Consider the following 21,339-nt stretch of genomic DNA (forward strand, 5'->3'; position numbering starts at 1 on the left):
GCCATACGCGCTTTGCGGCGGGCTCGCCAGCGGAGTTGAGGATCGACGGCGGACCGGCGCACGCCGCTCGCTGCGCGCGCCGCGATGCCGGCCGTCATCCGGCGTCCGGCTCGTCGTCCCGGCGCTGCACCGCGCCGTCATCCCGGCGGATGAAGCTGATCTTGCCGCGGGTTTCGAGGATCGCCCATGCCACGTCGCTCATCCGGGCGATGCCGGCCAGCCGCATCTCCGCCTCGACCTCGGCGCGCGTGATCCGGTCGCGGCGCAGGTTCGCCTCGATCAGCTCTCCCGCGCGGATGATCACCTGCGGTCGGCCGTCGAGCAGGGTCTCCAGCCGCGGCGACAGATAGGTCGCCCAGCTCATCACCAGCGCCCAGAAGGCGAAGGTCGCGATCGCCAGGATCGAACCGGTGAGGCTGAAGTCGTTGTGGGTCACCCCCTGCTGCACCAGATCGCCCATCACGACGATGACGACCAGCTCGAACGGGGTCAGCTGCCCGATCTCGCGCTTGCCGAGCAGACGGAGCAGCAGATACAGCGCGGCGAAGGTGGCGCTGGCGCGCAGCACGATGTCCATCAGGGCAAGACCGGCACGGCCACGTGCGTCTCGGCGAGTCGGCGCTCATCGTCGAGCAGGGTGATCGCCCCTGCGACCGCGCCGACGAGCGGCGGATTGGTCTGCCCGTCGATCTTGATCTCCAGCGTCTCGCCCGCCTTCAGCGCCGGATAGCTGAACCGATATTGGCCGTCCGCGAAGCGCTCGTCGGCCGCCGCCGGGATCTGGCTGTTGATCGTCAGGTCGCGCCACAGCGACGCATCGATGCCGATCACCGGTTTGCCGATCGCGCGACGTGCGGTGACGCGAAGGCGGGTCTCGAAGAACAGCCCGCTGCGCAGGGGACTGGCCAGCTTCACCTCCAGCGACGCCGCGGGGGCGGTGACGGCGGTCACGGCGGCCGGCCTGCCGCCGAGGATGCCGGTCATCGCCGCGGCGACGAGGCTGCCCAGGATGACGAACGCGAGCGGACTGGCATGCGCCCGCAGGCGGCCGAGCGGCGCGGCATGGCTCGCGTCGATCCCGTCGGGGAAGGGGGCGGTGGTGCGCTCGGCCATAGCCTTATCGTGGCGTCACACGGCGCATTGGGCAATCCCCGCGCGGCCGGCAGCCTCGGCGATCGGGCGTGGTGCTCTTGGCTATGACGCCGATTGACAGCGGGTAGCGATCGTGGCTGATTGGCGCCATGGGGACGGCGATCTCCCCACGAGGCGTCAGCCGAAGCATCGCGTCCAGCCCGATACGCCAGGGACGCGCCATGCCTGCTCATACCGCCATCACCGCCGATAAACTTGCCCGCCTCGTCGCTTTGCCCGGCGCGCCATCCATCCTCGACCTCCGCGTCGATTCCACGCACGCCATTCCGGGGTCGCGGTTCGCCGGCACGAGACAGTCCGCCGCTCTCGCGCACCCGCCGGGCAGGGCGGTCGTCGTCGTCGATGCCGACGGCGGCACCGCGGCGGTCGCCGCGGCCGCGATCCTGCGCAGCGACGGCGTCGCGGCAGAGGTGCTGGAGGGGGGCTTTGCCGGCTGGAGGGCCGGGGGATGGCCGACGATCGCGCTCGCGCAGCTGCCGGCGCGGCATGACGACGGCCGGACCTGGTGGGTGACGCGGGCGCGGCCGAAGGTCGACCGGATCGCCTGCCCCTGGTTCATCCGCCGCTTCGTCGATCCCGATGCCCGCTTCCTGTTCGTGCCCCCTGCCGAGGTGCTGGCGGTCGCCGGGCAGCAGCAGGCGGAGCCGTTCGACATCGCCGGTGAGGGCGTGGTCTGGAGCCATCGCGGCGACCTCTGCACCTTCGACATCATGGTCGCGGCGTTCGGGCTCGGGGACTTCGCCCCGCTGCAACGGCTCGCCGCCATCGTCCGCGGGGCGGATACCGACCGGCTCGACGTGGCGCCGGAGGCGGCGGGGCTGCTCGCGATCTCGCTCGGCCTGTCGCGGCTGCACGGCGACGATCAGGGTCAGCTCGACGCGGGCATGACGATCTACGACGCGCTCTACCGCTGGTGCCGCGACGCGCAGGGCGAGACCCACGATTGGACGTCGCACCAGCCGCCGCGCGGCACGGTGCAAGCATGACCGCGCCGTATCCGCCCCCCGCGGCGCCGGCGCGCCCGGCACCGGTCACCCTCGCCCAGGCCTCCTGGGTATGGCTGCGCATCGCCCTGCTGTCGTTCGGCGGACCGGCCGGGCAGATTGCGGTCATGCACCGCATCCTCGTCGACGAAAAACGGTGGATCGGCGAGCAGCGGTTCCTCCACGCCCTGAACTATTGCATGCTGCTGCCCGGCCCCGAAGCCCAGCAACTCGCCACCTATATCGGCTGGCTGATGCATCGCACGCGGGGCGGCGTCGTCGCCGGCGTGCTGTTCATCATTCCCGGCGCGGTCGCGATCATGGCCTTGAGCTGGGTCTATGTCCTGTACGGGCGGGTCGGCATCGTCGCGGCGCTGTTCTTCGGCCTGAAAGCCGCCGTGCTCGCGGTCGTTCTGCAGGCGGTGGTGCGGATCGGCCGCCGCGCGCTGCAGAGCATGGCCGCGCGGCTGCTCGCCGCCACCGCCTTCGTCCTCATCTTCTTTCTCGGCGCGCCGTTTCCGCTGATCGTGCTCGGCGCCGGGCTGATCGGCTGGTGGTCGGCCCGGCAGGGGCATGGCGCGTTCCGCGGCGGCGGCCATGGCGCGTCCACGCAGGCCGGCGTGGCGGATGCCGACACGTTGCTCGGCGCGGACCTGCCGGCGCATGCGCGACCGACCTGGCGCGAGACGCTGCGCACCGCGTCGCTCTGGCTGGCATTGTGGTTGCTGCCGGTCGCCGCCGTGCTGATCGCGCGCGGCCCGGATGACGTGTTCAGCCGTATCGCCACCTTCTTCTCGACGATGGCGATGGTGACGTTCGGCGGCGCCTATGCGGTGCTCGCCTATGTCGCGCAGCAGGCGGTCGAAAGCTACGGCTGGTTGAGCGCGCGCGACATGCTCGACGGTCTCGGCATGGCGGAAACCACGCCGGGGCCGCTGATCATGGTGCTCCAGTTCGTCGGCTTCCTCGCCGCCTATCGCGATGCCGGCGCGCTGTCGCCGCTGCTGGCGGGTACGCTCGGTGGCCTGCTGGCGACGTGGGTGACGTTCGTGCCCTGCTTCCTGTGGATCTTCCTGGGCGCGCCGTTCATCGAGCGGCTGCGCGGCAACGCCGCGGTCGCCGGCGCGCTGTCGGCGATCACCGCGGCGGTCGTCGGCGTCATCCTCAACCTGGCGATCTGGTTCGCGCTCCACACGCTGTTCCGCCGCACCGTGCTGCTGGCGGCGGGGCCGATCCGCTTCGATGCGCCGGTGCTTGCCAGCATCGATCCCTGGGCGACGCTGCTGGCGGCCGGTGCGATGGGCGCGGTGTTCCTGCTGCGCGCCAACATCATCGTCACGCTGCTTGGCGCCTCCGCCGCGGGCGTCGTGCTGCACCTGTTCGGGCTGGTCGGCTGATCCCTGCCGACCCCGCCCTCAGCGCAGGCGGGTGGCGCTCTGGATTACCCCATCGACGGGTACGTCGTGCAGCCGGCGGTAGCGCGCCTCGACGAGGCTGAACAAGCCGAAGCCGAACAGGCCGGCGCCGACGATGAGGTCGAACGGGTTGGTCAGCCACGACAGCGCATGCGCCATGCCGCCGGCATCGCGCGCCTGCTCCTCGATCCCCGCCCGGACGAGCAGATAGCCGCTGATCAGGAACACCAGGCCGCGTGCGGCATAGCCGGCGCGGCCGCTCCACTGCACCCAGGCGCGCTGCGCGATCCCGGGTTCGAGGTAGCGCAGGAAGCTGCCCTTCACCGCCTTGACGAGCTGCACCGCGCCCAGCGCGAACAGCACTGCCGCGCCGACGAAGACCAGCGCCCAGCCGCCGGGCAGTTGCAAGGCCGCCTGCGTGCCTTGCTGCGTGCCGTCGCCCGACAGCGCCGCACCGCGCATCAGCCGCACCGCCTGCCAGGCGAGGACCAGATGCACGATACCGCTGACGCCGGCGCCCACGCGCTCCATCGCGCCCTTGCGATCGGACCCGTGCCGCTCGATGTCGAAGGCGGCGTCGGCCACCCGCCAGATGCCATAAGCGGTCAACCCGGCCGCCATGATCCCGAGCAACCACTGCCCGCCGCCGCGGCCGAGATAGGCCAGCGCCCCGCTCGGATCCTCCGCGCGTCCGGTTTGCAGGATGAGGATCGCGATGACGATGTAGAGCAATCCGCGCGTGGCAAAGCCGATCCGCGTCAGGGATGTCAGGCGCGCGCTGGCTGTCATGGGATCTCCTTCATTGCGTTGGAGAAACAACGACCGGGCCAGCTTCGTTCCGCGGATGAAACGGTGATCGCGGATGACGGCGACTGCGTTAGGGACGCGGTCGGTCGGCGGCAGGGAGAAGCGGCTGGGGAATGGAGCGGGTAACGGGAATCGAACCCGTGTATTCAGCTTGGAAGGCTGCTGCACTACCATTGTGCTATACCCGCACGACCTGAGAACCCGGAGGCCGTCGATCGAGGCGCGGCATATCGTCGCGCGAGGTTCGGGGTCAAGACCCAAGATCATCCGTGACATGGTTCATGGCTTGCTTACCGCTATCGCGCTACGTCGCGGGGATGGAGCATGATCCCGCACAGGCCGGCCGCGCAACGGTCGACGCGCGGCCGCCGTCGGCGGTCAGCCATGGCGTCGGGCTGTGCGGGCTTGCCGGCCTGTTCGCCTGGGTCGCGGCGGCGCTCGCGATCGGCATGGACGGGCCCTATGCGGCGCTCGTCGCGCTCGTCGCCTGCGCGGGGCCGATGATCCTGTGGTCGCTGCTCGTCGACAAGGTCCATCGTCGCGCCAGCACCGGGATCGAATGGCGCCACCCCCGGCCGTTCGCCGCATGCCGCGATGTCAGCCTGACCAAGCTCGCCGGCCTGTATCTGACCTGGGGTGGGATCGCCTGCGTCTATGCCATCGGCCGCTTCTACTGGGACGGCAATTTCGCCTTTGCGATGTGGTGCCTGGGCTGGATGATGCCGGTCGTGGCGATCCTCGCGGTGCCCTATGTCCTGTGGCTCGACCGCTATCTGGTCGAGCCGCGCGACGGCGCCTGGCATCTCGGCGCCTGGCTGACCGGCCAGCCAGGCGTCTCGCCCGATGCGATCGCCGGGCATCTGCGCGCCTGGGCGGTGAAGGCCTTCTTCCTCGCCTTCATGCTCGCCGTCGTCCCGGGCAATTGGTCGGGCTTCATCCGCACCGACGCGGCGCTGCTGCGCGATCCGGTGGCGCTGGCGCAATGGCTGATCGCGCTGATGTTCGTCATCGACGTCGCCTTCGCCACCGTCGGCTATATCCTGACTTTGCGCCCGCTCGATGCGCACATCCGCAGCGCCAATCCGTTCGCCGCCGCGTGGACCGCGGCGCTGATATGCTACCCGCCGTTCCTGCTGATGGAGGCGGGCGGGCCGCTCGACTATCATCCGGGGACGCAGGACTGGACGATCTGGTTCGCCGGGCGGCCGACGCTGCTGGCGCTGTGGGGCGCGGTCCTCGTGCTGCTCACCGCGCTATACGCCTGGGCGACGGTGGCCTTCGGGTTGCGCTTCTCGAACCTGACCCATCGCGGCATCGTGACGCACGGCCCCTATGGCTGGTCGCGCCACCCGGCCTATCTGTCGAAGAACCTGTTCTGGTGGCTGTCGACGCTGCCCGTCCTCACCACCGGCAGCCTGGTCGATGCGGTGCGCGCGACGGCGCTGATGGGCGTGGTCAGCGGCATCTATTACTGGCGCGCGCGCACCGAGGAGCGGCATCTCGGCCTCGATCCGGTCTATCGCGCCTATAGCGACTGGATGACGCGCCATGGCGCGGTGCCGCGCTTCGGGCGATGGCTGCTCGGCAAGGACGCGTGACGGCACGCCGCGTGTCAGACCTTCGGCTGTTCCTTCGCCCAGAGCGCGTCGATCCGCTTCTGGTTGCCGCCGACCTCGCGCAGCCGCAGGTCGAGCAGTTCGACCTTGCGCCCCTGGAACCGCTGCGGCCTGGTATGCCAGACGATGTCGTAGATCGCCTGCCGCGTCGTCGGCTGGTCGTCGGTGAAATAGGTGTAGCGGATCAGCACCGGCAGCCGGCCGGTGATATCGTCGGCGCCGCCGTCGGTCGCCTTGCGCAGCGCCTTGTCGAACCAGTCGGCCTGGATCGTCTGCGTCACCGAATCCTGCGCCGGCACGCCGAGCGCGGTGGGGAAGGTGACGCGGATGTCGCCGAGCGGATGCGCCTCGTCGCGCGCCAGCACGATGGTGCGCTTGTCCGCATCGGGAACGCCGCGCAGCACGAAGCGCGTCTTGTCGCGGATCGCGCTGGCCTGTTCGATCGCCTTGTCGGCGGCGGCCTGCCGGCGTTCCTGCCAGTTGCTGTAGAGCGTCAGCGCCGCGATGATGACGCCGGCGACCGCGACCACCTCGGCGAGCGTGATCCAGCGCCGGCGGGTCTGCGCCTGGTCGGGCGTCTCGCTCATCGCCCGCCCGCTTCGAGCAGGTCGCGCGGCGCGGCGAGTTCCCAGCTGTGCGCGATGCGATCCTCGACCAGCGTCCAGTCGGTGTCGTCGGTAACGGTGATGTCGGCCCAGCGCGAGTCGTCGTCGAGCAACTGGACGACCACCGTACCGTCGGCGCCGTCGCGCACCCGCACGAAGGCGGCATCGCCGACGACGAAGCTGTGGCCGTCCTGCGTGCGCTCCTCGGCTTCGGGGAGCAGCAGGGCGACGGCGCGGACCCGCGCCAGGACAGGAGACACGTCGATCATCGGTTCACGAACTCCCTGAGGACTTGAGGATACAAACGATGTTCGGCCGCCAGCACGCGCGCGGCGAGCGTGTCCGGCGTGTCGCCGGCGATCACCGGCACCTCGGCCTGGCCGAGCAGCGCGCCGCCGTCGAGCTCTTCGGTGACGATATGCACCGAACAGCCCGCGACCGCGTCGCCCCCGGCGATCGCGCGCGCATGCGTGTCGAGGCCCTTGTACTTGGGCAGCAGCGAGGGGTGGATGTTGACGATCCGGTCGCGCCAGCGGGCGACGAAATCGTCCGACAGCAGCCGCATGTAGCCGGCGAGCGCGATCACCTCGCACCCCGCCTCGCGCAGCGCCGCGTCGAGCTGCGCCTCATAGGCGGCCTTGCCGATCCCCTTGGGCGACAGGGCGAAGGTCGCGATGCCACGCGCCCGTGCCCAGGCGAGGCCGGGCGCGTCGGGCTTGTCGGAGGCGACCAGCGCCACCGGGATGCCGGCCTCGACCAGCGCCATCATGTTCGAGCCGCGGCCCGAGATCAGGATGCCGACCGTCTTCATGCGCGGTCAGCCATGATCGTGCGTCGCGGTCCAGTCGCCGCGCGCGCTCCACGTCTCGGTCGCGCCGCGCACGGTGCAGCCGCGCGTGCCCGCCTCGACCAGGCCGATCCGGTGCACCGTCTCGCCCGCCGCGGTCAGCGCCTCGGCCACCGTCTCCGCGCGATCGGCCGCGACGACCACCGCCATGCCGATCCCGCAGTTGAAGGTGCGCGCCATTTCCTCGGGCTCGATCGCGCCCTGCGCCTGCAGGAAGGCCATCAGCCGCGACTGTTCCCAGGCATCGGCGTCGATCACCGCATGCGCGCCATCGGGCAGCACGCGCGGGATATTCTCGAGCAGGCCACCGCCGGTGATATGCGCCAGCCCCTTGATCGCGCCCTCGCGCAGCAGCGGCAGCAGGCTGGCGACATAGATGCGCGTCGGCGCCATCAGGATGTCGATCAGCAGCCGGTCGGCATCGAACAGGGCGGGGCGGTCGAGCTTCCAGCCGCGATCCGCGGCGAGCCGCCGGACGAGCGAGAAGCCGTTGGAATGGACGCCCGAGGAGGCGAGGCCGAGGATCACGTCGCCCGCGGCAATGTCGCGCCCGGTCAGCACGCGATCGCGCTCGACCGCGCCGACGCAGAAGCCGGCGAGGTCGTAATCGCCCGGCGCGTACATGCCCGGCATCTCGGCGGTCTCGCCGCCGATCAGCGCGCAGCCCGCCTGACGGCAGCCTTCGGCGATCGACGCGACGACACGCTCGGCGATGCCGTTGTCGAGCTTGGCGGTGGCGTAATAATCGAGGAAGAACAATGGCTCGGCGCCCTGGACGATCAGGTCGTTGGCGCACATCGCGACGAGGTCGACGCCGACGCCCTCGTGCCGGTCCCATTCGATCGCGAGCTTGAGCTTGGTGCCGACGCCGTCGTTGGCGGCGACGAGCAACGGATCGGTGAACCCGGCCGCCTTCAGGTCGAACGTGCCGCCGAAGCCGCCGAGTTCGGCATCGGCGCCGGGGCGGCGCGTCGCCTTGGCAAGCGGCCCGATCGCGCGGACCAGCGCGTTCCCCGCGGCGATCGACACGCCGGCATCGGCATAGGTGTAGGACTGGTCGGACGGGGAGGGCGGGTTGCTCATCCGGCCAGCCTGCTACGATTTGCGACCGATGCTGGCAATGCTTCTCATACCCGCCGGCTCCGACGGGGAAGCCGGCATGCGCACATCCCGCTTGGCATCCCCGGTCCGCTTCGCCAAAAGGCCCGCGACATGCGCATCCGATCCCTGTTTCCCTCCGTCGCCGGTGTGGCCCTGCTGCTTGCCGCCGGCGCCTATGCGCAGATCGAGGGCGGGCGCGGCGTCGCGCCGGTCGACAGTTCGGGCGATTTCGAGGTGAGCGGCGTCGGCGTCGATGTCGCCGCCAAGACCGCGCAGGCGGCGCGGCTCGGTGGCTGGCGGCTGGCGCAGCGCAAGGCGTGGGTACAGCTTTCGCGCCGGCTCGGCGGCGACGGCGGTCTCGTCTCCGACGGTACGCTCGATCAGCTCGTCTCCGGCATCGTCGTCGAGAACGAACAGATCGGGCCGACGCGGTACATCGCCAAGCTCGGCGTGCTGTTCAACCGCAGCCGCGCCGCCGCGGTGCTCGGCATCAGCGCCTATGCCGACCGGTCGCGGCCGATGCTGCTCGTCCCGCTCCAGGTGTCGGGCGGCGTCGGCACGGTGTTCGAACAGCGGACCGACTGGCAGGAGGCGTGGGCGCGCTTCCGTACCGGCAACAGCGCGATCGACTATGTCCGTCCCTCGGGCAACGGCGCCGATTCGCTGCTGCTCAACGCCGGACAGATCGCCCGCCCGGGCCGCGGCTGGTGGCGGACGGTGATCGACCAATATGGCGCCGCCGACATCCTGATCCCGGTCGTCCGCCTCTATCGCAGCTATCCCGGCGGCCCGATCATCGGCGTCTTCCAGGCGCGGCACGGCCCGGACAACGCATTGATCGGCAGCTTCACGCTGCGCGTCGGCAGCGCTGCCGGCCTGCCGCGGTTGCTCGACACCGGCGTCAGCCGGATGGACGGCCTGTTCCAGCAGGCGCTGCGCGGCGGCGGTCTGGGCGTCGACCCGACGCTGTCGCCGCCGCCCGCGCCCGCGCCGGTGATCGATCCCGACGCGATCGACGACGCGGCGAGCGGCGAGACGCTGGCCGAGATCGTCGGCGACACCGGTGGCGCTGCCGGCATCCCGCTCACGCTCCAGTTCGATACGCCGAGCGCCAGCGCGGTCGCCAATACCGAGGGTCTGGTGCGCAGCATCCCCGGCGTCCGCGGCGCCAGCACCACCAGCCTCGCGCTCGGCGGCCTGTCGCTGATGCGCGTCACCTATGACGGCGATCCCGAATCGCTGCGGGCCGCGCTCGAAGTCCGCGGTTATCAGGTCAGCGGCTCCGGCCAGACGCTGCGCATCCGCCGCAGCGCGCCGACGCCGGCGCCCTCCGCCTCCGCCAACCCGACCGGCTGACGCATGAGCAACCAATTGGCGCTACCTTTGGGGTGGCCGGCCGATCCGAAGGACGATGCCTTCCTCGTCACCCCGTCCAATCTGCGCGCCGCGCAGGTGCTGGAGCAATGGGCGAGCTGGCCGGTGATGGCCGCGGTGCTCACCGGCCCGCGCAAATCGGGACGCAGCCTGCTCGCGCGCATCTTCGCCGCAAAGAGCCAGGGGCGGATCATCGACGATGCCGAGACGGTGCCGGAGGCGCAGATCTTCCACGCGTGGAACCAGGCGCAGGCCGAACGCCGCCCGCTGGTGATCGTCGCCGACGCGCTGCCGCCGAGCTGGACGGTCAAGCTGCCCGATCTGCGCTCGCGCCTTGCCGCCAGCCCGCATGCCGCGATCGGCGCGCCCGATGACGCATTGATCGCCGCCCTGCTCGAACATCTCTTCCAGCGCCGTGGGCTCGACGCCCGGCCCGATCTGGTGACCTGGCTCAGCACCCGGATCGAACGCAGCCACATCATCGTCCAGCGCGTCGTCGATGCGCTCGACCAGGAGGTGCTGGAGAGCCGCCGCCGCCTGTCGATCCCGCTCGCGCGAACAGTTTTGACCGCGGCCGGGATCGTCACGCAACCGCAACCGTTGCTACCTATGACCGAATCATGACACGCCCAATCCACCTTTCGCATTTGGCTGCTCCGGACGACGATCCCTTCGTCCCCGAGGTCAATGATCGCTATTTCAACCGCGAATTGTCGTGGCTCGCCTTCAACCGGCGCGTGCTGGAAGAAGCGTGCAACCCGGCGCATCCCTTGCTCGAACGCCTGCGGTTTCTGTCGATCTCGGGCAACAACCTCGACGAATTCTTCATGGTCCGCGTCGCTGGACTAAAAGGCCAGCAACTCAAGGACGTGGACCGTCGCTCGTCGGACGGGCTGACGCCGGGTCAGCAGCTCGCGGCGATCACGCGCGAGGCGGATGCGCTGATGGCCAGCCAACAGGCGGTCTGGGGCGACCTGCGCACCCTGCTCGACGAGGCCGGCCTGCACGTGCTGCGGCGCGACGAGGTCGATGCCGAGGCGGCGGAATGGCTGGAAAGCCATTTCCGCGAACAGATTTTCCCCATCCTGACGCCCCAGGCGCTCGATCCCGCCCATCCGTTCCCGTTCATCCCCAACAAGGGGCTGTCGGTGATGTTCGACGTCGTCCGCGATTCGGACGGCGAGCCCGTGCGCGAGCTGGTGATGATCCCGGCGAGCGCGCCGCGCTTCGTCCGCCTGCCGGGCGAGCCCGCCCGCTACGTGTCGATCGAGGCGCTGCTCAAGCGGTTCGCGCCGGTGCTCTTCCCCGGCTACACGCTGGTCGGCGCCGCCGCCTTCCGCGTGCTGCGCGACAGCGATATCGAGATCGACGAAGAGGCGGAGGATCTGGTCCGCTATTTCGCCAATGCGATCAAACGCCGCCGTCGCGGCCGCGTGATCCGGCTCGAACTCGAAACCGGCATGCCCGACGCGCTCGCCAAGGTGCTGCGCCACGAACTGGGCGGACAGGATGCGACGATCACTGAGAGCGGCAACCTGCTCAGCATCGGCGATCTCGACGCGGTGATCGACGAGGATCGCCCCGACCTCAAGTTCCTGCCGTTCGTGCCGCGCTTCCCGGAGCGTATCCGTGAATTCGGCGGCGATTGCTTCGCCGCGATCCGGGCGAAGGACATCATCGTCCACCACCCCTACGAGACGTTCGACGTCGTCCTCGCCTTCCTCAAGCAGGCGGCGCAGGACCCGGACGTCATCGCGATCAAGCAGACGCTGTATCGCGCCGGCAAGCAGCCCGCCGTCATCAACGCGCTGATCGCCGCCGCCGAGTCGGGCAAGTCGGTCACCGCGGTGGTCGAGCTGCGTGCCCGCTTCGACGAGGAGCAGAATATCCTGTGGGCGAGCGCGCTGGAGCGCGCCGGCGTCCAGGTCGTCTATGGCTTCCTCGAATGGAAGACGCACGCCAAGGTATCGATGGTCGTGCGGCGCGAGGGCGGTCAGTTCCGCACCTATTGCCACTTCGGCACCGGCAATTATCACCCGGTCACCGCGCGCATCTACACCGATCTCAGCTTCTTCACCGCCGACCCGCGGATAGGGCGTGATGCGGCGCAGATGTTCAACTACGTCACCGGCTATGTCGAGCCGACCGACATCACCAAGCTCAGCCTCAGCCCGCGCGACCTGCGCCAGAAGCTGCTCGACCTGATCGACGCCGAGATCGCCAATGCCCGCGCGGGCAAGACCGGGGCGGTCTGGGCGAAGATGAACAGCCTCGTCGATCCGGCGATCATCGACAAATTGTACGAAGCGAGCGGCGCCGGGGTCGAGATCGACCTGATCATCCGCGGCATCTGCTGCCTGCGGCCCGGCGTGCCGGGTATGTCGGAGCATATCCGCGTCAAGTCGATCGTCGGCCGCTTCCTCGAACACAGCCGCATCTTCTGCTTCGGCAACGGCGCGGCCTTGCCCAACGATGGCGCCAAGGTGTTCATCTCCTCGGCCGACTGGATGCCGCGCAACTTCGACCGGCGTGTCGAATATATGCTGCCGATCGAGAACCCGACCGTGCACGATCAGGTGCTCGATCAGGTCATGGTCGCCAACCTCATCGACAGCGAACAAAGCTGGGAATTGCAGTCGGACGGCCGCTACGTCCGCGATGCGCCCGGTGAGAAGCCGTTCAACCTCCACCGCTATTTCATGACCAATCCGTCGCTGTCCGGTCGTGGCGCGGCGCTGACCGGCAGCAATGCGGTGCCGACGCTGGCGCTGCGGCGGCGGCGATGACGGCGGCGGGGGGCGGGGGTTCGGGTCTGACGATTGATCGGCGGCAGGCGCCGTCCGTCCGTTCGTCTCGGGCATCGGACCCCCGTTCCGGCTCACGCCGTCATGCCGGGCGGGTTCCGGCATCCACGGTTCTGCAGGGGCAAGGGGCTTTGCTCCCGCCGCACCTTGGACCCCGGAACATGTCCGGGGTGACGGTCGGTTCGAGCCAGTCCGGAGCACGGGCCCCGAGCCGGCAGGTCGCCCGCTGATGGTCCGTCTCCCGTTCATCACCGCGCTGCGCGATCGCCCGCCATCTGAACACCAGCCGGCGCCGACCGTTGAGCCGGCAATGACAGGCACCTATCCCCGCACCGGCATCATCGACATCGGCTCCAACTCGGTGCGGCTCGTCGTGTATCAGGGCCATCCGCGCATCCCGGCGACGCTGTTCAACGAGAAGGTCATGGCCGGCCTCGGCCGCAGCCTCGCCGCGACAGGCGCGATCGACGCCGAGAGCATGACGCTGGCGATCGGTGCGCTGCGCCGCTTCGCGATGGTCGCCCGGGAGATGGACGCACCCGTCCGCACCGTCGCCACCGCCGCGGTGCGCGATGCCAGCAACGGCGCCGACTTCATCGCCGCCGCCGGGGATCTCGGCCTCACCGTCGAACTCCTCTCCGGCGAGCAGGAGGCGACGGCGGCGGGCATGGGCGTGCTGTCGGCGATCCCCGATGCGGACGGCATCGTCGGCGACCTCGGCGGCGGCAGCCTCGAACTCGTCCGCGTCGTCGCCGGTACCGTCACCGATCGTATCTCCTTCCCGCTCGGCGTGCTGCGCATCGCCGCGCTGCGCGCGAGCCGCGGCCCGGCGTTCGATCGCCATGTCACCCGGCTGATCGCCGATGCGGGCTGGACCGGGCGGGGCAGGGGGCTGCCGCTCTACATGGTCGGCGGGTCGTGGCGCGCGCTGGCGCGGCTCGACATGAGCCTCACCCATTATCCGCTGCCGATCATCCACGGCTACACGCTCGCTCCCGAAACCGTCGGCCGGCTCGGCCGCAGCATCGCGCATCTGTCGCGGCCGCGGCTGCGCAGCGTGCCCGGCATGTCGTCGGTGCGCGCCGCCCAGCTCGGCGACGCCACCGCGCTCTTGTCGGTGGTGATGCGCGAACTCGGCTCGGGCAGCGCGATGGCCTCGACCTTCGGCCTGCGCGAGGGGCTGCTCTACGCGACGCTGGACCCGCAGACGCGCGCGCTCGACCCGCTGATCGTCGCCGCGCGCGAAGAGGGCAAGCTGCTCGGCCGGTTCGCCGAACATGGCGATCTGCTCGCCGGCTGGATCGCGCCGCTCTTCCCCGCCGATCCGCCCGAGCTCGCCCGCATCCGCCACGCCGCCTGCCTGCTCGCCGACAGCGGTTGGCGCGCCAACCCCGAATTCCGCGACGAACGCGGCTTCGAGGTGGCATTGCACGGCAATTGGGTGGCGATCGACGCACCGGAGCGCGCGATGCTCGCACAGGCGCTGCACACCAGCCTCGGCGGCAGCACGACGCCGCATCCGCTGCTCGCGGGCCTGGCAAGCGCCGGGCAAATCGCGCTGGCGATCGAATGGGGGCTGGCGATCCGGCTGGGCCAGCGGTTCAGCGCCGGACTCGCCGGCCCGCTGCAACGCGCCGCGCTGGCGCTGGAGCCTGGCCATATCGCGCTGTCGCTGGGCGAGGCGGACCGCCCGCTCTATGCCGAGACGGTCGAGCGCCGCCATGCCGCGCTGGCGACCGCGCTCAAGCGCAAGCCACGCCTCGCGGTCCGCTAACCGGCCCGGCGGCGCGGGGGCCTGCCGGGCGCGTGGCGCTTATCCGCAGCGCAGATTGTCGATCAACCCGCCATCGTCGAGCATGATGTTTAGCCGGTCGACGCGATAGTCCTTGGTCGTCATGTCGCCCGGACGCACCACCCGCGAGGTGGCGGAGTGCGTCAGATGCTCGATCTCGGGCCGCATCCGCTCGCGGAACTTGACGCCCGCGAAGCGGATCTTCGCCGCTTCGTCGACCACGCAGGGGCCGCGCTCCGGTGCGGGTGCGGGTACCGTCGCGCATCCCGCCGCGAGCACCGGCAGTAGAAAGGCCATCCGAATCATGCTGCTTCCTCCGTTCGCGTCATCTTGAGCTTGCCGCCACGCACCGCAAAGCCGAGCCGCCCCTCGACCAGATCGAGCGCATCGCGCCCGAATTGATCGAACCGCCAGCCCTCCAGCATCGGCAGGCCGGTGCGTACCCCTGCCGCGAGTGCCTCCAACTCCTCCGATCGCGCCAGCAGCCGCGACGCGACGTCGATATCACGCGAGCGGATCTTGAGCAGCAGCTTGAGCAGATCGGCGACCAAAGCGCCCTCCTTGCCAAGCCCCGGCTTGCGATCGTCGCGTGGCGGCAGTTCGTCCGGCCCCAGCGGCTGCGCCGACTCGATCGCCGCCATCAGCCGCCCGCCGATGTCATTCGACGCCCAGGTTGCCGACAGGCCGCGCACCTTGGCGAGGTCCGCCTGCTTGCGCGGCGGATGGCCGGCGAGGTCGCCCAGCGTCTCGTCCTTGACGATGCGGCCGCGCGGCAGATCCTTCGACTGCGCCTCCAGCTCGCGCCAGCGCGCCAGCGCCTTCAACCGGCCGAGCACGTCGGGCTTGCGGCCGGAGATGCGCACGCGCTTCCACGCCTGATCGGGATCGTTGGCGTAATTGGCCGGGTCGGCGAGCCGCTCCATTTCCTGGTCGAGCCACACGCCGCGGCCGGTCTTGCGCAGCCGTTCCAGCATCTTGGGGAAGATCGCGGCGAGATGCGTGACGTCGCCGATCGCATATTCGATCTGCCGCGCGTCGAGCGGCCGCCGCGCCCAGTCGGTGAAGCGCGCGCCCTTGTCGACGGCGATGCCGAGCCAGCTGTCGACGAGGTTGGAATAGCCGATCTGCTCGCCCTGGCCGAGCGCCATCGCCGCCACCTGCGTGTCGAACAGCGGGTGGGGAGTCTTGCCGGTCAGGTTGTAGATGATCTCGATATCCTGCCCGCCCGCGTGGACGACCTTCAGCACGTCCTCATTGTCGGTGAGCAGCTCCAGCAGCGGCGTCATGTCGAGCCCCGACGCCATCGGGTCGATGGCCGCCGCCTCGTTCACGTCGGCGATCTGGATGAGGCACAATTCGGGGTAATAGGTGCTCTCGCGCATGAACTCGGTGTCGACGGTCACGAAGTCGGCATTGGCGAGGCGGGCACACAGATTGGCGAGGGTCGCGCTGTCTGTAATCAACGGGTGGATATGCATGGCACTCGCCATAGCCACACGCGGCCGGGTTGACAAAGCCAAGTGAGACGGGGAAGCGCGACCCTTCGCACAACGCCATTATCCGGCCGGAAGAAACGATCATGCACGCCTATCGCTCCCACACCTGCGCCGCGCTCACCGCGAGCAACGTCGGTGAGACCGTCCGCCTGTCCGGCTGGGTCCATCGCAAGCGCGACCACGGCGGCGTGCTCTTCGTCGACCTGCGCGACCATTACGGCATCACCCAGATCGTCGCCGACAGCGATTCGCCGGCGCTGCCGACGCTCGAATCGCTGCGCGTCGAGTCGGTCGTCACGATCGACGGTATCGTGAAGGCGCGGTCCGAAGCGACGCAGAACCCCAATCTCGCCACCGGCGCGATCGAGGTGTTCGCGCGCGGCGTGACCGTGCAGAGCCACGCGCAGGAGCTGCCGATGCCGGTGGCGGGCGATGCCGAATATCCCGAGGATATCCGCCTGCGCTATCGCTTCCTCGATCTGCGCCGCGAGCGGCTCCACCAGAACATCATGCTGCGTTCGAAGGTGATCTCGTCGATCCGCCAGCGGATGATCGGGCAGGGCTTCACCGAATTCCAGACGCCGATCCTCACCGCGTCGAGCCCCGAGGGCGCGCGCGACTATCTCGTCCCCAGCCGCGTCCATCCGGGCAAGTTCTACGCGCTGCCGCAGGCGCCGCAGATGTTCAAGCAGCTGCTGATGGTCGCCGGCTTCGACCGCTACTTCCAGATCGCGCCCTGCTTCCGCGACGAGGACGCGCGCGCCGACCGTTCGCCCGGCGAATTCTACCAGCTCGATTTCGAGATGAGCTACGTCACGCAGGAAGACGTCTTCCAGGCGATCGAGCCCGTCCTCCACGGCGTGTTCGAGGAGTTCGCCGACTGGCAGGGCAAGGGCCGCACGGTCAGCGCGCTGCCGTTCAAGCGCATCCCCTATCGCGAATCGATGCTGAAATACGGCAACGACAAGCCCGACCTGCGCAACCCGATCCTGATCAGCGACGTCTCCGACCAGTTCGTCGGTTCGGGCTTCGGCCGCTTTGCCTCGATCGTCGAGGCCGGCGACGTCGTCCGCGCGATCCCCGCGCCCGGCACCGCCGACAAGAGCCGCAAGTTCTTCGACGACATGAATGCCTGGGCGCAAGGCGAGGGCTTCGCCGGTCTCGGCTATGCCACGCGCAAGGGCGGCGAATGGGGCGGCCCGATCGCCAAGAACCATGGCGAGGACAAGATGACCGCGATGGCCGACGCGCTCGGCCTGGGGCCGGACGACGGCCTGTTCTTCGCCGCGGGCAAGGAAGGCCAGGCGGCCAAGCTCGCCGGCCTCGCCCGCACCCGCGTCGCCGAGAGCCTCGGCCTGATCGACCAGAGCCGGTTCGAATTCTGCTGGATCGTCGATTTCCCGATGTTCGAATATGACGAGGACAACAAGAAGGTCGATTTCAGCCACAACCCCTTCTCGATGCCGCAGGGCGAGATGGAGGCGCTGGAGACTAAGGACCCGCTCGACATCCTCGCCTATCAGTACGACATCGTCTGCAACGGCGTGGAGCTGTCGTCGGGCGCGATCCGGAACCACCGTCCGGAGATCATGTACAAGGCGTTCGAGATCGCCGGCTATTCGCAGGCCGAGGTCGACACCAACTTCGCCGGCATGATCAACGCGTTCAAGTTCGGCGCACCGCCGCACGGCGGCTCGGCGCCGGGCATTGACCGGATCGTCATGCTGCTCGCCGACGAGCCCAACATCCGCGAGGTCATCGTCTTCCCGATGACGCAGAAGGCGGAAGACCTGATGATGGGCGCGCCAAATTTCGCGACGCCCAAGCAGCTCAAGGAGCTCAACCTGCGCGTCGCGCCGCAGGCCGGCGCCGCGACCACCGACGTCGACAAGGCGGTCGCGCCCAAGGCGGGCTGACCCCCGGGCCGGCGGGCGCCAGCGTGGTGCCCGTCGGCCCGGTGCCGCGTCAGAACGCGCCGTGCACCCGCGCCGCGAGGACGTTCGCGGGGCCGCGATCGCGATTGTAGCCGGGGTTGTCGATCCATTGATAGTCGAGCGTCAGCTCGAAACCCCTGGCCGCCGCCAGCTTGTAGAAGGCCTCGCCGATATATTCGGCACCGGGATGCGGCAGCCGGCCGTCGCCGACCAGCACGCCGAGGCCGCCGGCATCGAGATAGCGCTGGTGCGCGGTGCTGATCCCGTTGACGATCACCGCCGCGCCGATTGTGTCGGTGGCGCGGTGCCAGCCCGAGCCCTTGAGCGACAGGCCGAGCTGCGCGGTCCGATCGATATCGGTGAAGTCATAGGGCTCGATCGCGCCATCGGCGAGGCCGGCGCGCGCGAATACGCCGAGCGTATCGGTCACCGCCTGCTCGCCGTTGACGCTCGCGCCGATCCGCGTCCGCCGCTGCCGCACGAAGGCGGTGTCGGCATCGCCGCCGGTCACCGCCGCCAGCGCCAGCGCATCGTCGAACCGGCCGAACTGCCCGCGGTTGCGGAAGACGGTGAACCGCACCGCGCCGTCGCGGCCGGCGATATGATGGCGGTGCTCGATCTCGCCATCGACCTGATATTGCTGGAAGCGCGTCTCCAGCGTCTCGCCGTTGGGCACCTTCGAGAGGTTGAACAGGCCGAGCCGCAGCGTCCAGTCGCCGCGATAGAGCTCGCCGGCGACCCCGGTCGTATAGCCCCAGGCATCCGCGGCATAATCGAAGCTGCCCGCGTCCACGGCCGACCAGTTGAGGAAGTCGCTGCGCGGATCGTGCGCATAGCTGTTGGTGTCGAACACGTCGCCGACGCCGAACTTGCCCGCGGTCAGCACCAGCCGGTCCGTGTCGCGCGTCGTCGCCAGCTGGTTCATCGCGCCTGCCACCGTCTCGCTGCCGCCGCCCAGGCCGATCGTCTGGCGGACGAACAGGCGCTGGAGGCGCAGATACGGGCGCTTGCGCCCGACCTTATAGGCCTCCGCGCTCGGGAAGCCGGCCGCGCCCAGCGTGTTCGACAGGCCGAAGCCCTGATCGATCTCGGGATTGATCCAGAGCTCGCCGCCGCGCCACGGCCGCACGCCGGCGTAGAGCGTGACGTCGACCGTCTCCTTGATCTGCCGCGGCGTCAGGCTGTTCGGTCCGGCATAGGGCGAGGTGAAGGCGGGCGTGCCCTGCAGCACGCCGGTCGCCTGACCGTGGATCGCCCAGTCCTGATCGGCCACCGCGGGTTCGGCGATCGTCTGCGCCCGCGCCGGGATGTGCAGGGTCAGGCCGGCGAGCGCACAGGCGCCCGCCAGCAGGGTTGCGATACGAGTCATGTTGGTCCCCCTAGGAGCGCTTGATTACAGTTGGTGGGTCAGCGCGAGCTGGCCGATGCGGATCAGCACCAGTCCACCGGCGACGACGAGGTAGAGGCGCAGCACCGTCAACCACAGTTTCTCGCCCCGCCGCAGCGTCGCCGGAGCCAGCGTGCCGAGCGGCGGCATCCGCCAGTCGTCGCGACCGGTGCGATCGATCGGCACGGCACGAACCGGTGCGATCAGCTGCTGCGCGATCCAGCCGAGCAGTGCGATGCCGAGGCCCCCGCCGAGGATCCACAGCATCGCGGTGGCGCCGAGGTCCGGGATCAGCACCGACGCGGTCAGGATCACCGACAGCAGCACCAGCACTGCGATCACCGCCCCGGTGAAGAGGTTGAGCCAGCGGCCGTTGCGCCACGGCCCCAGCACCGCTTTGTCGTTGCACAGCAGCAGCAGGAACACCGTCGCGCTCGGCAGCAGCACGCCCGCCAGCGACTGCACCGCATTGGTCAGCAGCCCCAGCGGCGTACCGGGGATGAGGACCAGCGCCGCCGCCACCGCGATCAGCCCGGCGAAGACGAGATAAAAGGCGATCGACTCGCGCGGGGAGCGGTGCAGCGAATGGCGGATGCCGAACGTGTCGCCGATCGCATAAGCGGTACTCAGCGAGACCGCCGACGCACCGATGATCGAGGCGTCGATGAGCGCGACTGCGAACAATACGCCCATCAGCCGCCCGCCATGCGCAGCGATCCCGCGCGCCACCGCCCCGGCATCGGCGAAATGACCCGCCTCGGCCGTGCCCGCGAAGGCGGCGGCGGTGAACGCCATCATGGCGACGCCGCCGACGATCACCACCACGATGCCGACCCACAGGTCGATCCGGCTATAGGCCATGAAGCGCGGCCCGATGCGCTTGTCGATCAGATAGCTCTGCTGGAAGAAGAGCTGCCACGGCGCCACCGTCGTGCCGACGATCGCGATGATCAGCAGCATCACCTCCGACAATTGCGCGTGCGCGGGCAGGCCGGGGACCAGCACGTCGTGCAGGATCCGGCCGACCGGCGGATGGATGGTGAGCGCGACCGGGATCAGCAGCAGCGAGCCGAACACCAGCACCATCATGAATCGCTCGAACCGGCGGAAGCTGCCGGTGCTCGCCGCCGCGATGATCAGCACCGCCGCGACCGCGACCCCGGCGACCTTGGGTACGCCGAGATGGTCGAGGCCGAGGGTGATGCCGATGAATTCGGTGACGATGGTCAACGCGTTGAGCAGGAACAGATCGATGACGCTGAACGCGCCCCAGAAGCGGCCGAACCGCTGGAAGATCAGCCGCGCGTGGCCGACGCCGGTGACCGCGCCCAGGCGCAGCACCATCTCCTGATTGACGTACAGCACCGGGACGAGCAGCAGCAGCGTCCAGAGCAGGCTGGTGCCGTAATTCTGCCCGGCCTGCGTATAGGTGCCGAACGCGCCCGCGTCATTGTCGCCGACCATCACGATCAGGCCGGGGCCGATGATGGCCGCGAGCGTCAGCAGCTTGCGCCGCCAGTCGCGGCGGGCGCCAATATCGTCCTGCGCGATGGTGCCGAAGGCACCGATGATGTCGCCGCGATGGGCGTCGTCGAGATGGGCGGTGGCGCGCGTCGTCGCCCCGTCCAGAACAAGATGGGTCATGGCACGAACTCCGCGTGCGTTGTTGGGATAGCAGCGAGGGGGTGCGGCGGCGGTCAGGCCGCCGCGGTTCGGCGCTCGCGCAGGTCGCGGCGGTGCTGCAGGCGGCACGCGGCCAGCCGGATGCGGCGGTTGAGCGGCTCGGTGCGGCCGGCGTCGGCGCGCGGACGGGCGCGTCGTATCGACAGGATCATGGCGACCTCCTTGGTCCGGATAGTGGGTCCGGCCGGGAGGTACGCAGCCGCACTCAGGCGGTGGGCGTGCACTCCCCGACCGGGGCATGTCCGGCGACGTGGATCAGGGGAGCGACGCTCCTACTGTCCCCTTCGCTGGACACGGGCGTAGATCGGGTTTTCATCATCGTCCTTCGTCAGGCGAGCGGGCG

The 21,339-nt window shown here is 69.6% G+C and carries 20 protein-coding genes and 1 tRNA gene; 8 read left to right on the forward strand and 13 right to left on the reverse strand.

All coding sequences use genetic code 11. The features are described from left to right. Nucleotides 1–94 precede the first annotated feature (94 nt). Both HD841_RS06920 and HD841_RS06925 read right to left on the reverse strand, forming a co-directional pair. A complete protein-coding gene (locus tag HD841_RS06920) occupies nt 95–577 on the reverse strand; it encodes a DUF421 domain-containing protein (RefSeq protein ID WP_179508173.1) in 483 nt (160 codons plus the stop codon). Continuing rightward, a complete protein-coding gene (locus tag HD841_RS06925) occupies nt 577–1,113 on the reverse strand; it encodes a hypothetical protein (protein ID WP_179508174.1) in 537 nt (178 codons plus the stop codon). The genes HD841_RS06920 and HD841_RS06925 overlap by 1 nt, the downstream gene beginning before the upstream one ends. Before the next feature lie 200 nt (nt 1,114–1,313). Between HD841_RS06925 and HD841_RS06930 the strand changes: the two genes are divergently transcribed. Then, nucleotides 1,314–2,138, forward strand: coding sequence for a chromate resistance protein ChrB domain-containing protein (locus HD841_RS06930; RefSeq protein WP_179508175.1), 825 nt, complete (start codon nt 1,314–1,316; stop codon nt 2,136–2,138). Then, nucleotides 2,135–3,532, forward strand: coding sequence for a chromate efflux transporter (gene chrA, locus HD841_RS06935; protein ID WP_179508176.1), 1,398 nt, complete (start codon nt 2,135–2,137; stop codon nt 3,530–3,532). The genes HD841_RS06930 and chrA overlap by 4 nt, the downstream gene beginning before the upstream one ends. Nucleotides 3,533–3,550: 18 nt before the next feature. On the opposite strand, the gene HD841_RS06940 is transcribed toward chrA, so the two are convergent. Continuing rightward, nucleotides 3,551–4,339, reverse strand: a complete 789-nt coding sequence (locus tag HD841_RS06940) for a DUF1206 domain-containing protein (protein ID WP_179508177.1) — start codon at nt 4,337–4,339, stop codon at nt 3,551–3,553. A gap of 132 nt (nt 4,340–4,471) precedes the next feature. Continuing rightward, nucleotides 4,472–4,545 (reverse strand) — tRNA-Gly (locus HD841_RS06945). 129 nt (nt 4,546–4,674) lie between these two features. On the opposite strand from HD841_RS06945, the gene HD841_RS06950 reads away from it, so the two are divergent. Then, entirely contained in the window at nt 4,675–5,955 is a 1,281-nt protein-coding gene (locus tag HD841_RS06950; protein WP_179508801.1) for a methyltransferase family protein, read from the forward strand. Between the two features lie 14 nt (nt 5,956–5,969). On the opposite strand, the gene HD841_RS06955 is transcribed toward HD841_RS06950, so the two are convergent. The 4 genes from HD841_RS06955 to purM are packed head-to-tail and all read right to left on the reverse strand — an operon-like array spanning nt 5,970 to nt 8,508. Then, nucleotides 5,970–6,560, reverse strand: a complete 591-nt coding sequence (locus HD841_RS06955) for a hypothetical protein (RefSeq protein WP_179508178.1) — start codon at nt 6,558–6,560, stop codon at nt 5,970–5,972. Further along, on the reverse strand, nt 6,557–6,847 hold the full coding sequence (locus HD841_RS06960) for an MmcQ/YjbR family DNA-binding protein (RefSeq protein WP_179508179.1): 291 nt from the start codon (nt 6,845–6,847) through the stop codon (nt 6,557–6,559). Before HD841_RS06960 ends, HD841_RS06955 begins: the two co-directional genes overlap by 4 nt. Beyond that, nucleotides 6,844–7,389 (reverse strand): phosphoribosylglycinamide formyltransferase, encoded by a 546-nt coding sequence (gene purN, locus HD841_RS06965; protein ID WP_179508180.1) that lies wholly within the window; start codon nt 7,387–7,389, stop codon nt 6,844–6,846. Before purN ends, HD841_RS06960 begins: the two co-directional genes overlap by 4 nt. Nucleotides 7,390–7,395: 6 nt before the next feature. Continuing rightward, entirely contained in the window at nt 7,396–8,508 is a 1,113-nt protein-coding gene (purM, locus tag HD841_RS06970; RefSeq protein WP_179508181.1) for a phosphoribosylformylglycinamidine cyclo-ligase, read from the reverse strand. Nucleotides 8,509–8,637: 129 nt separating this feature from the next. On the opposite strand from purM, the gene HD841_RS06975 reads away from it, so the two are divergent. From HD841_RS06975 to HD841_RS06990, 4 genes are all read left to right on the forward strand, one after another. Continuing rightward, entirely contained in the window at nt 8,638–9,882 is a 1,245-nt protein-coding gene (locus HD841_RS06975; RefSeq protein ID WP_179508182.1) for a heavy-metal-associated domain-containing protein, read from the forward strand. Nucleotides 9,883–9,885: 3 nt separating this feature from the next. Beyond that, complete coding sequence (locus HD841_RS06980) at nt 9,886–10,524, forward strand: HdaA/DnaA family protein (RefSeq protein WP_179508183.1); 639 nt, start codon at nt 9,886–9,888, stop codon at nt 10,522–10,524. Then, complete coding sequence (locus HD841_RS06985) at nt 10,521–12,686, forward strand: RNA degradosome polyphosphate kinase (protein WP_179508184.1); 2,166 nt, start codon at nt 10,521–10,523, stop codon at nt 12,684–12,686. The genes HD841_RS06980 and HD841_RS06985 overlap by 4 nt, the downstream gene beginning before the upstream one ends. A 328-nt stretch (nt 12,687–13,014) precedes the next feature. Beyond that, nucleotides 13,015–14,478: a Ppx/GppA family phosphatase gene (locus HD841_RS06990; protein ID WP_179508185.1), complete on the forward strand. Its 1,464-nt coding sequence runs from the start codon at nt 13,015–13,017 to the stop codon at nt 14,476–14,478. Between the two features lie 39 nt (nt 14,479–14,517). Here HD841_RS06990 and HD841_RS06995 read toward each other — a convergent pair whose 3' ends face one another. Continuing rightward, complete coding sequence (locus HD841_RS06995) at nt 14,518–14,793, reverse strand: I78 family peptidase inhibitor (protein WP_257015337.1); 276 nt, start codon at nt 14,791–14,793, stop codon at nt 14,518–14,520. A 5-nt stretch (nt 14,794–14,798) separates the two neighbouring features. Then, nucleotides 14,799–15,974, reverse strand: a complete 1,176-nt coding sequence (gene rnd / locus HD841_RS07000; RefSeq protein ID WP_179508187.1) for a ribonuclease D — start codon at nt 15,972–15,974, stop codon at nt 14,799–14,801. 101 nt (nt 15,975–16,075) lie between these two features. On the opposite strand from rnd, the gene aspS reads away from it, so the two are divergent. Then, a complete protein-coding gene (aspS, locus tag HD841_RS07005) occupies nt 16,076–17,908 on the forward strand; it encodes an aspartate--tRNA ligase (RefSeq protein ID WP_179508188.1) in 1,833 nt (610 codons plus the stop codon). Nucleotides 17,909–17,957: 49 nt separating this feature from the next. Here the strand turns inward: aspS and HD841_RS07010 are convergent, their stop codons facing one another. The 3 genes from HD841_RS07010 to HD841_RS07020 are packed head-to-tail and all read right to left on the reverse strand — an operon-like array spanning nt 17,958 to nt 21,148. Beyond that, nucleotides 17,958–19,295, reverse strand: a complete 1,338-nt coding sequence (locus HD841_RS07010; protein ID WP_179508189.1) for a carbohydrate porin — start codon at nt 19,293–19,295, stop codon at nt 17,958–17,960. A gap of 24 nt (nt 19,296–19,319) precedes the next feature. Continuing rightward, on the reverse strand, nt 19,320–20,957 hold the full coding sequence (locus tag HD841_RS07015; protein ID WP_179508190.1) for an NRAMP family divalent metal transporter: 1,638 nt from the start codon (nt 20,955–20,957) through the stop codon (nt 19,320–19,322). Between the two features lie 53 nt (nt 20,958–21,010). Beyond that, nucleotides 21,011–21,148, reverse strand: coding sequence for a hypothetical protein (locus HD841_RS07020; RefSeq protein ID WP_179508191.1), 138 nt, complete (start codon nt 21,146–21,148; stop codon nt 21,011–21,013). Nucleotides 21,149–21,339: the final 191 nt, after the last annotated feature.

The sequence above is a fragment of the Sphingomonas melonis genome (assembly GCF_013409985.1).
Taxonomy (GTDB): domain Bacteria; phylum Pseudomonadota; class Alphaproteobacteria; order Sphingomonadales; family Sphingomonadaceae; genus Sphingomonas; species Sphingomonas melonis_A.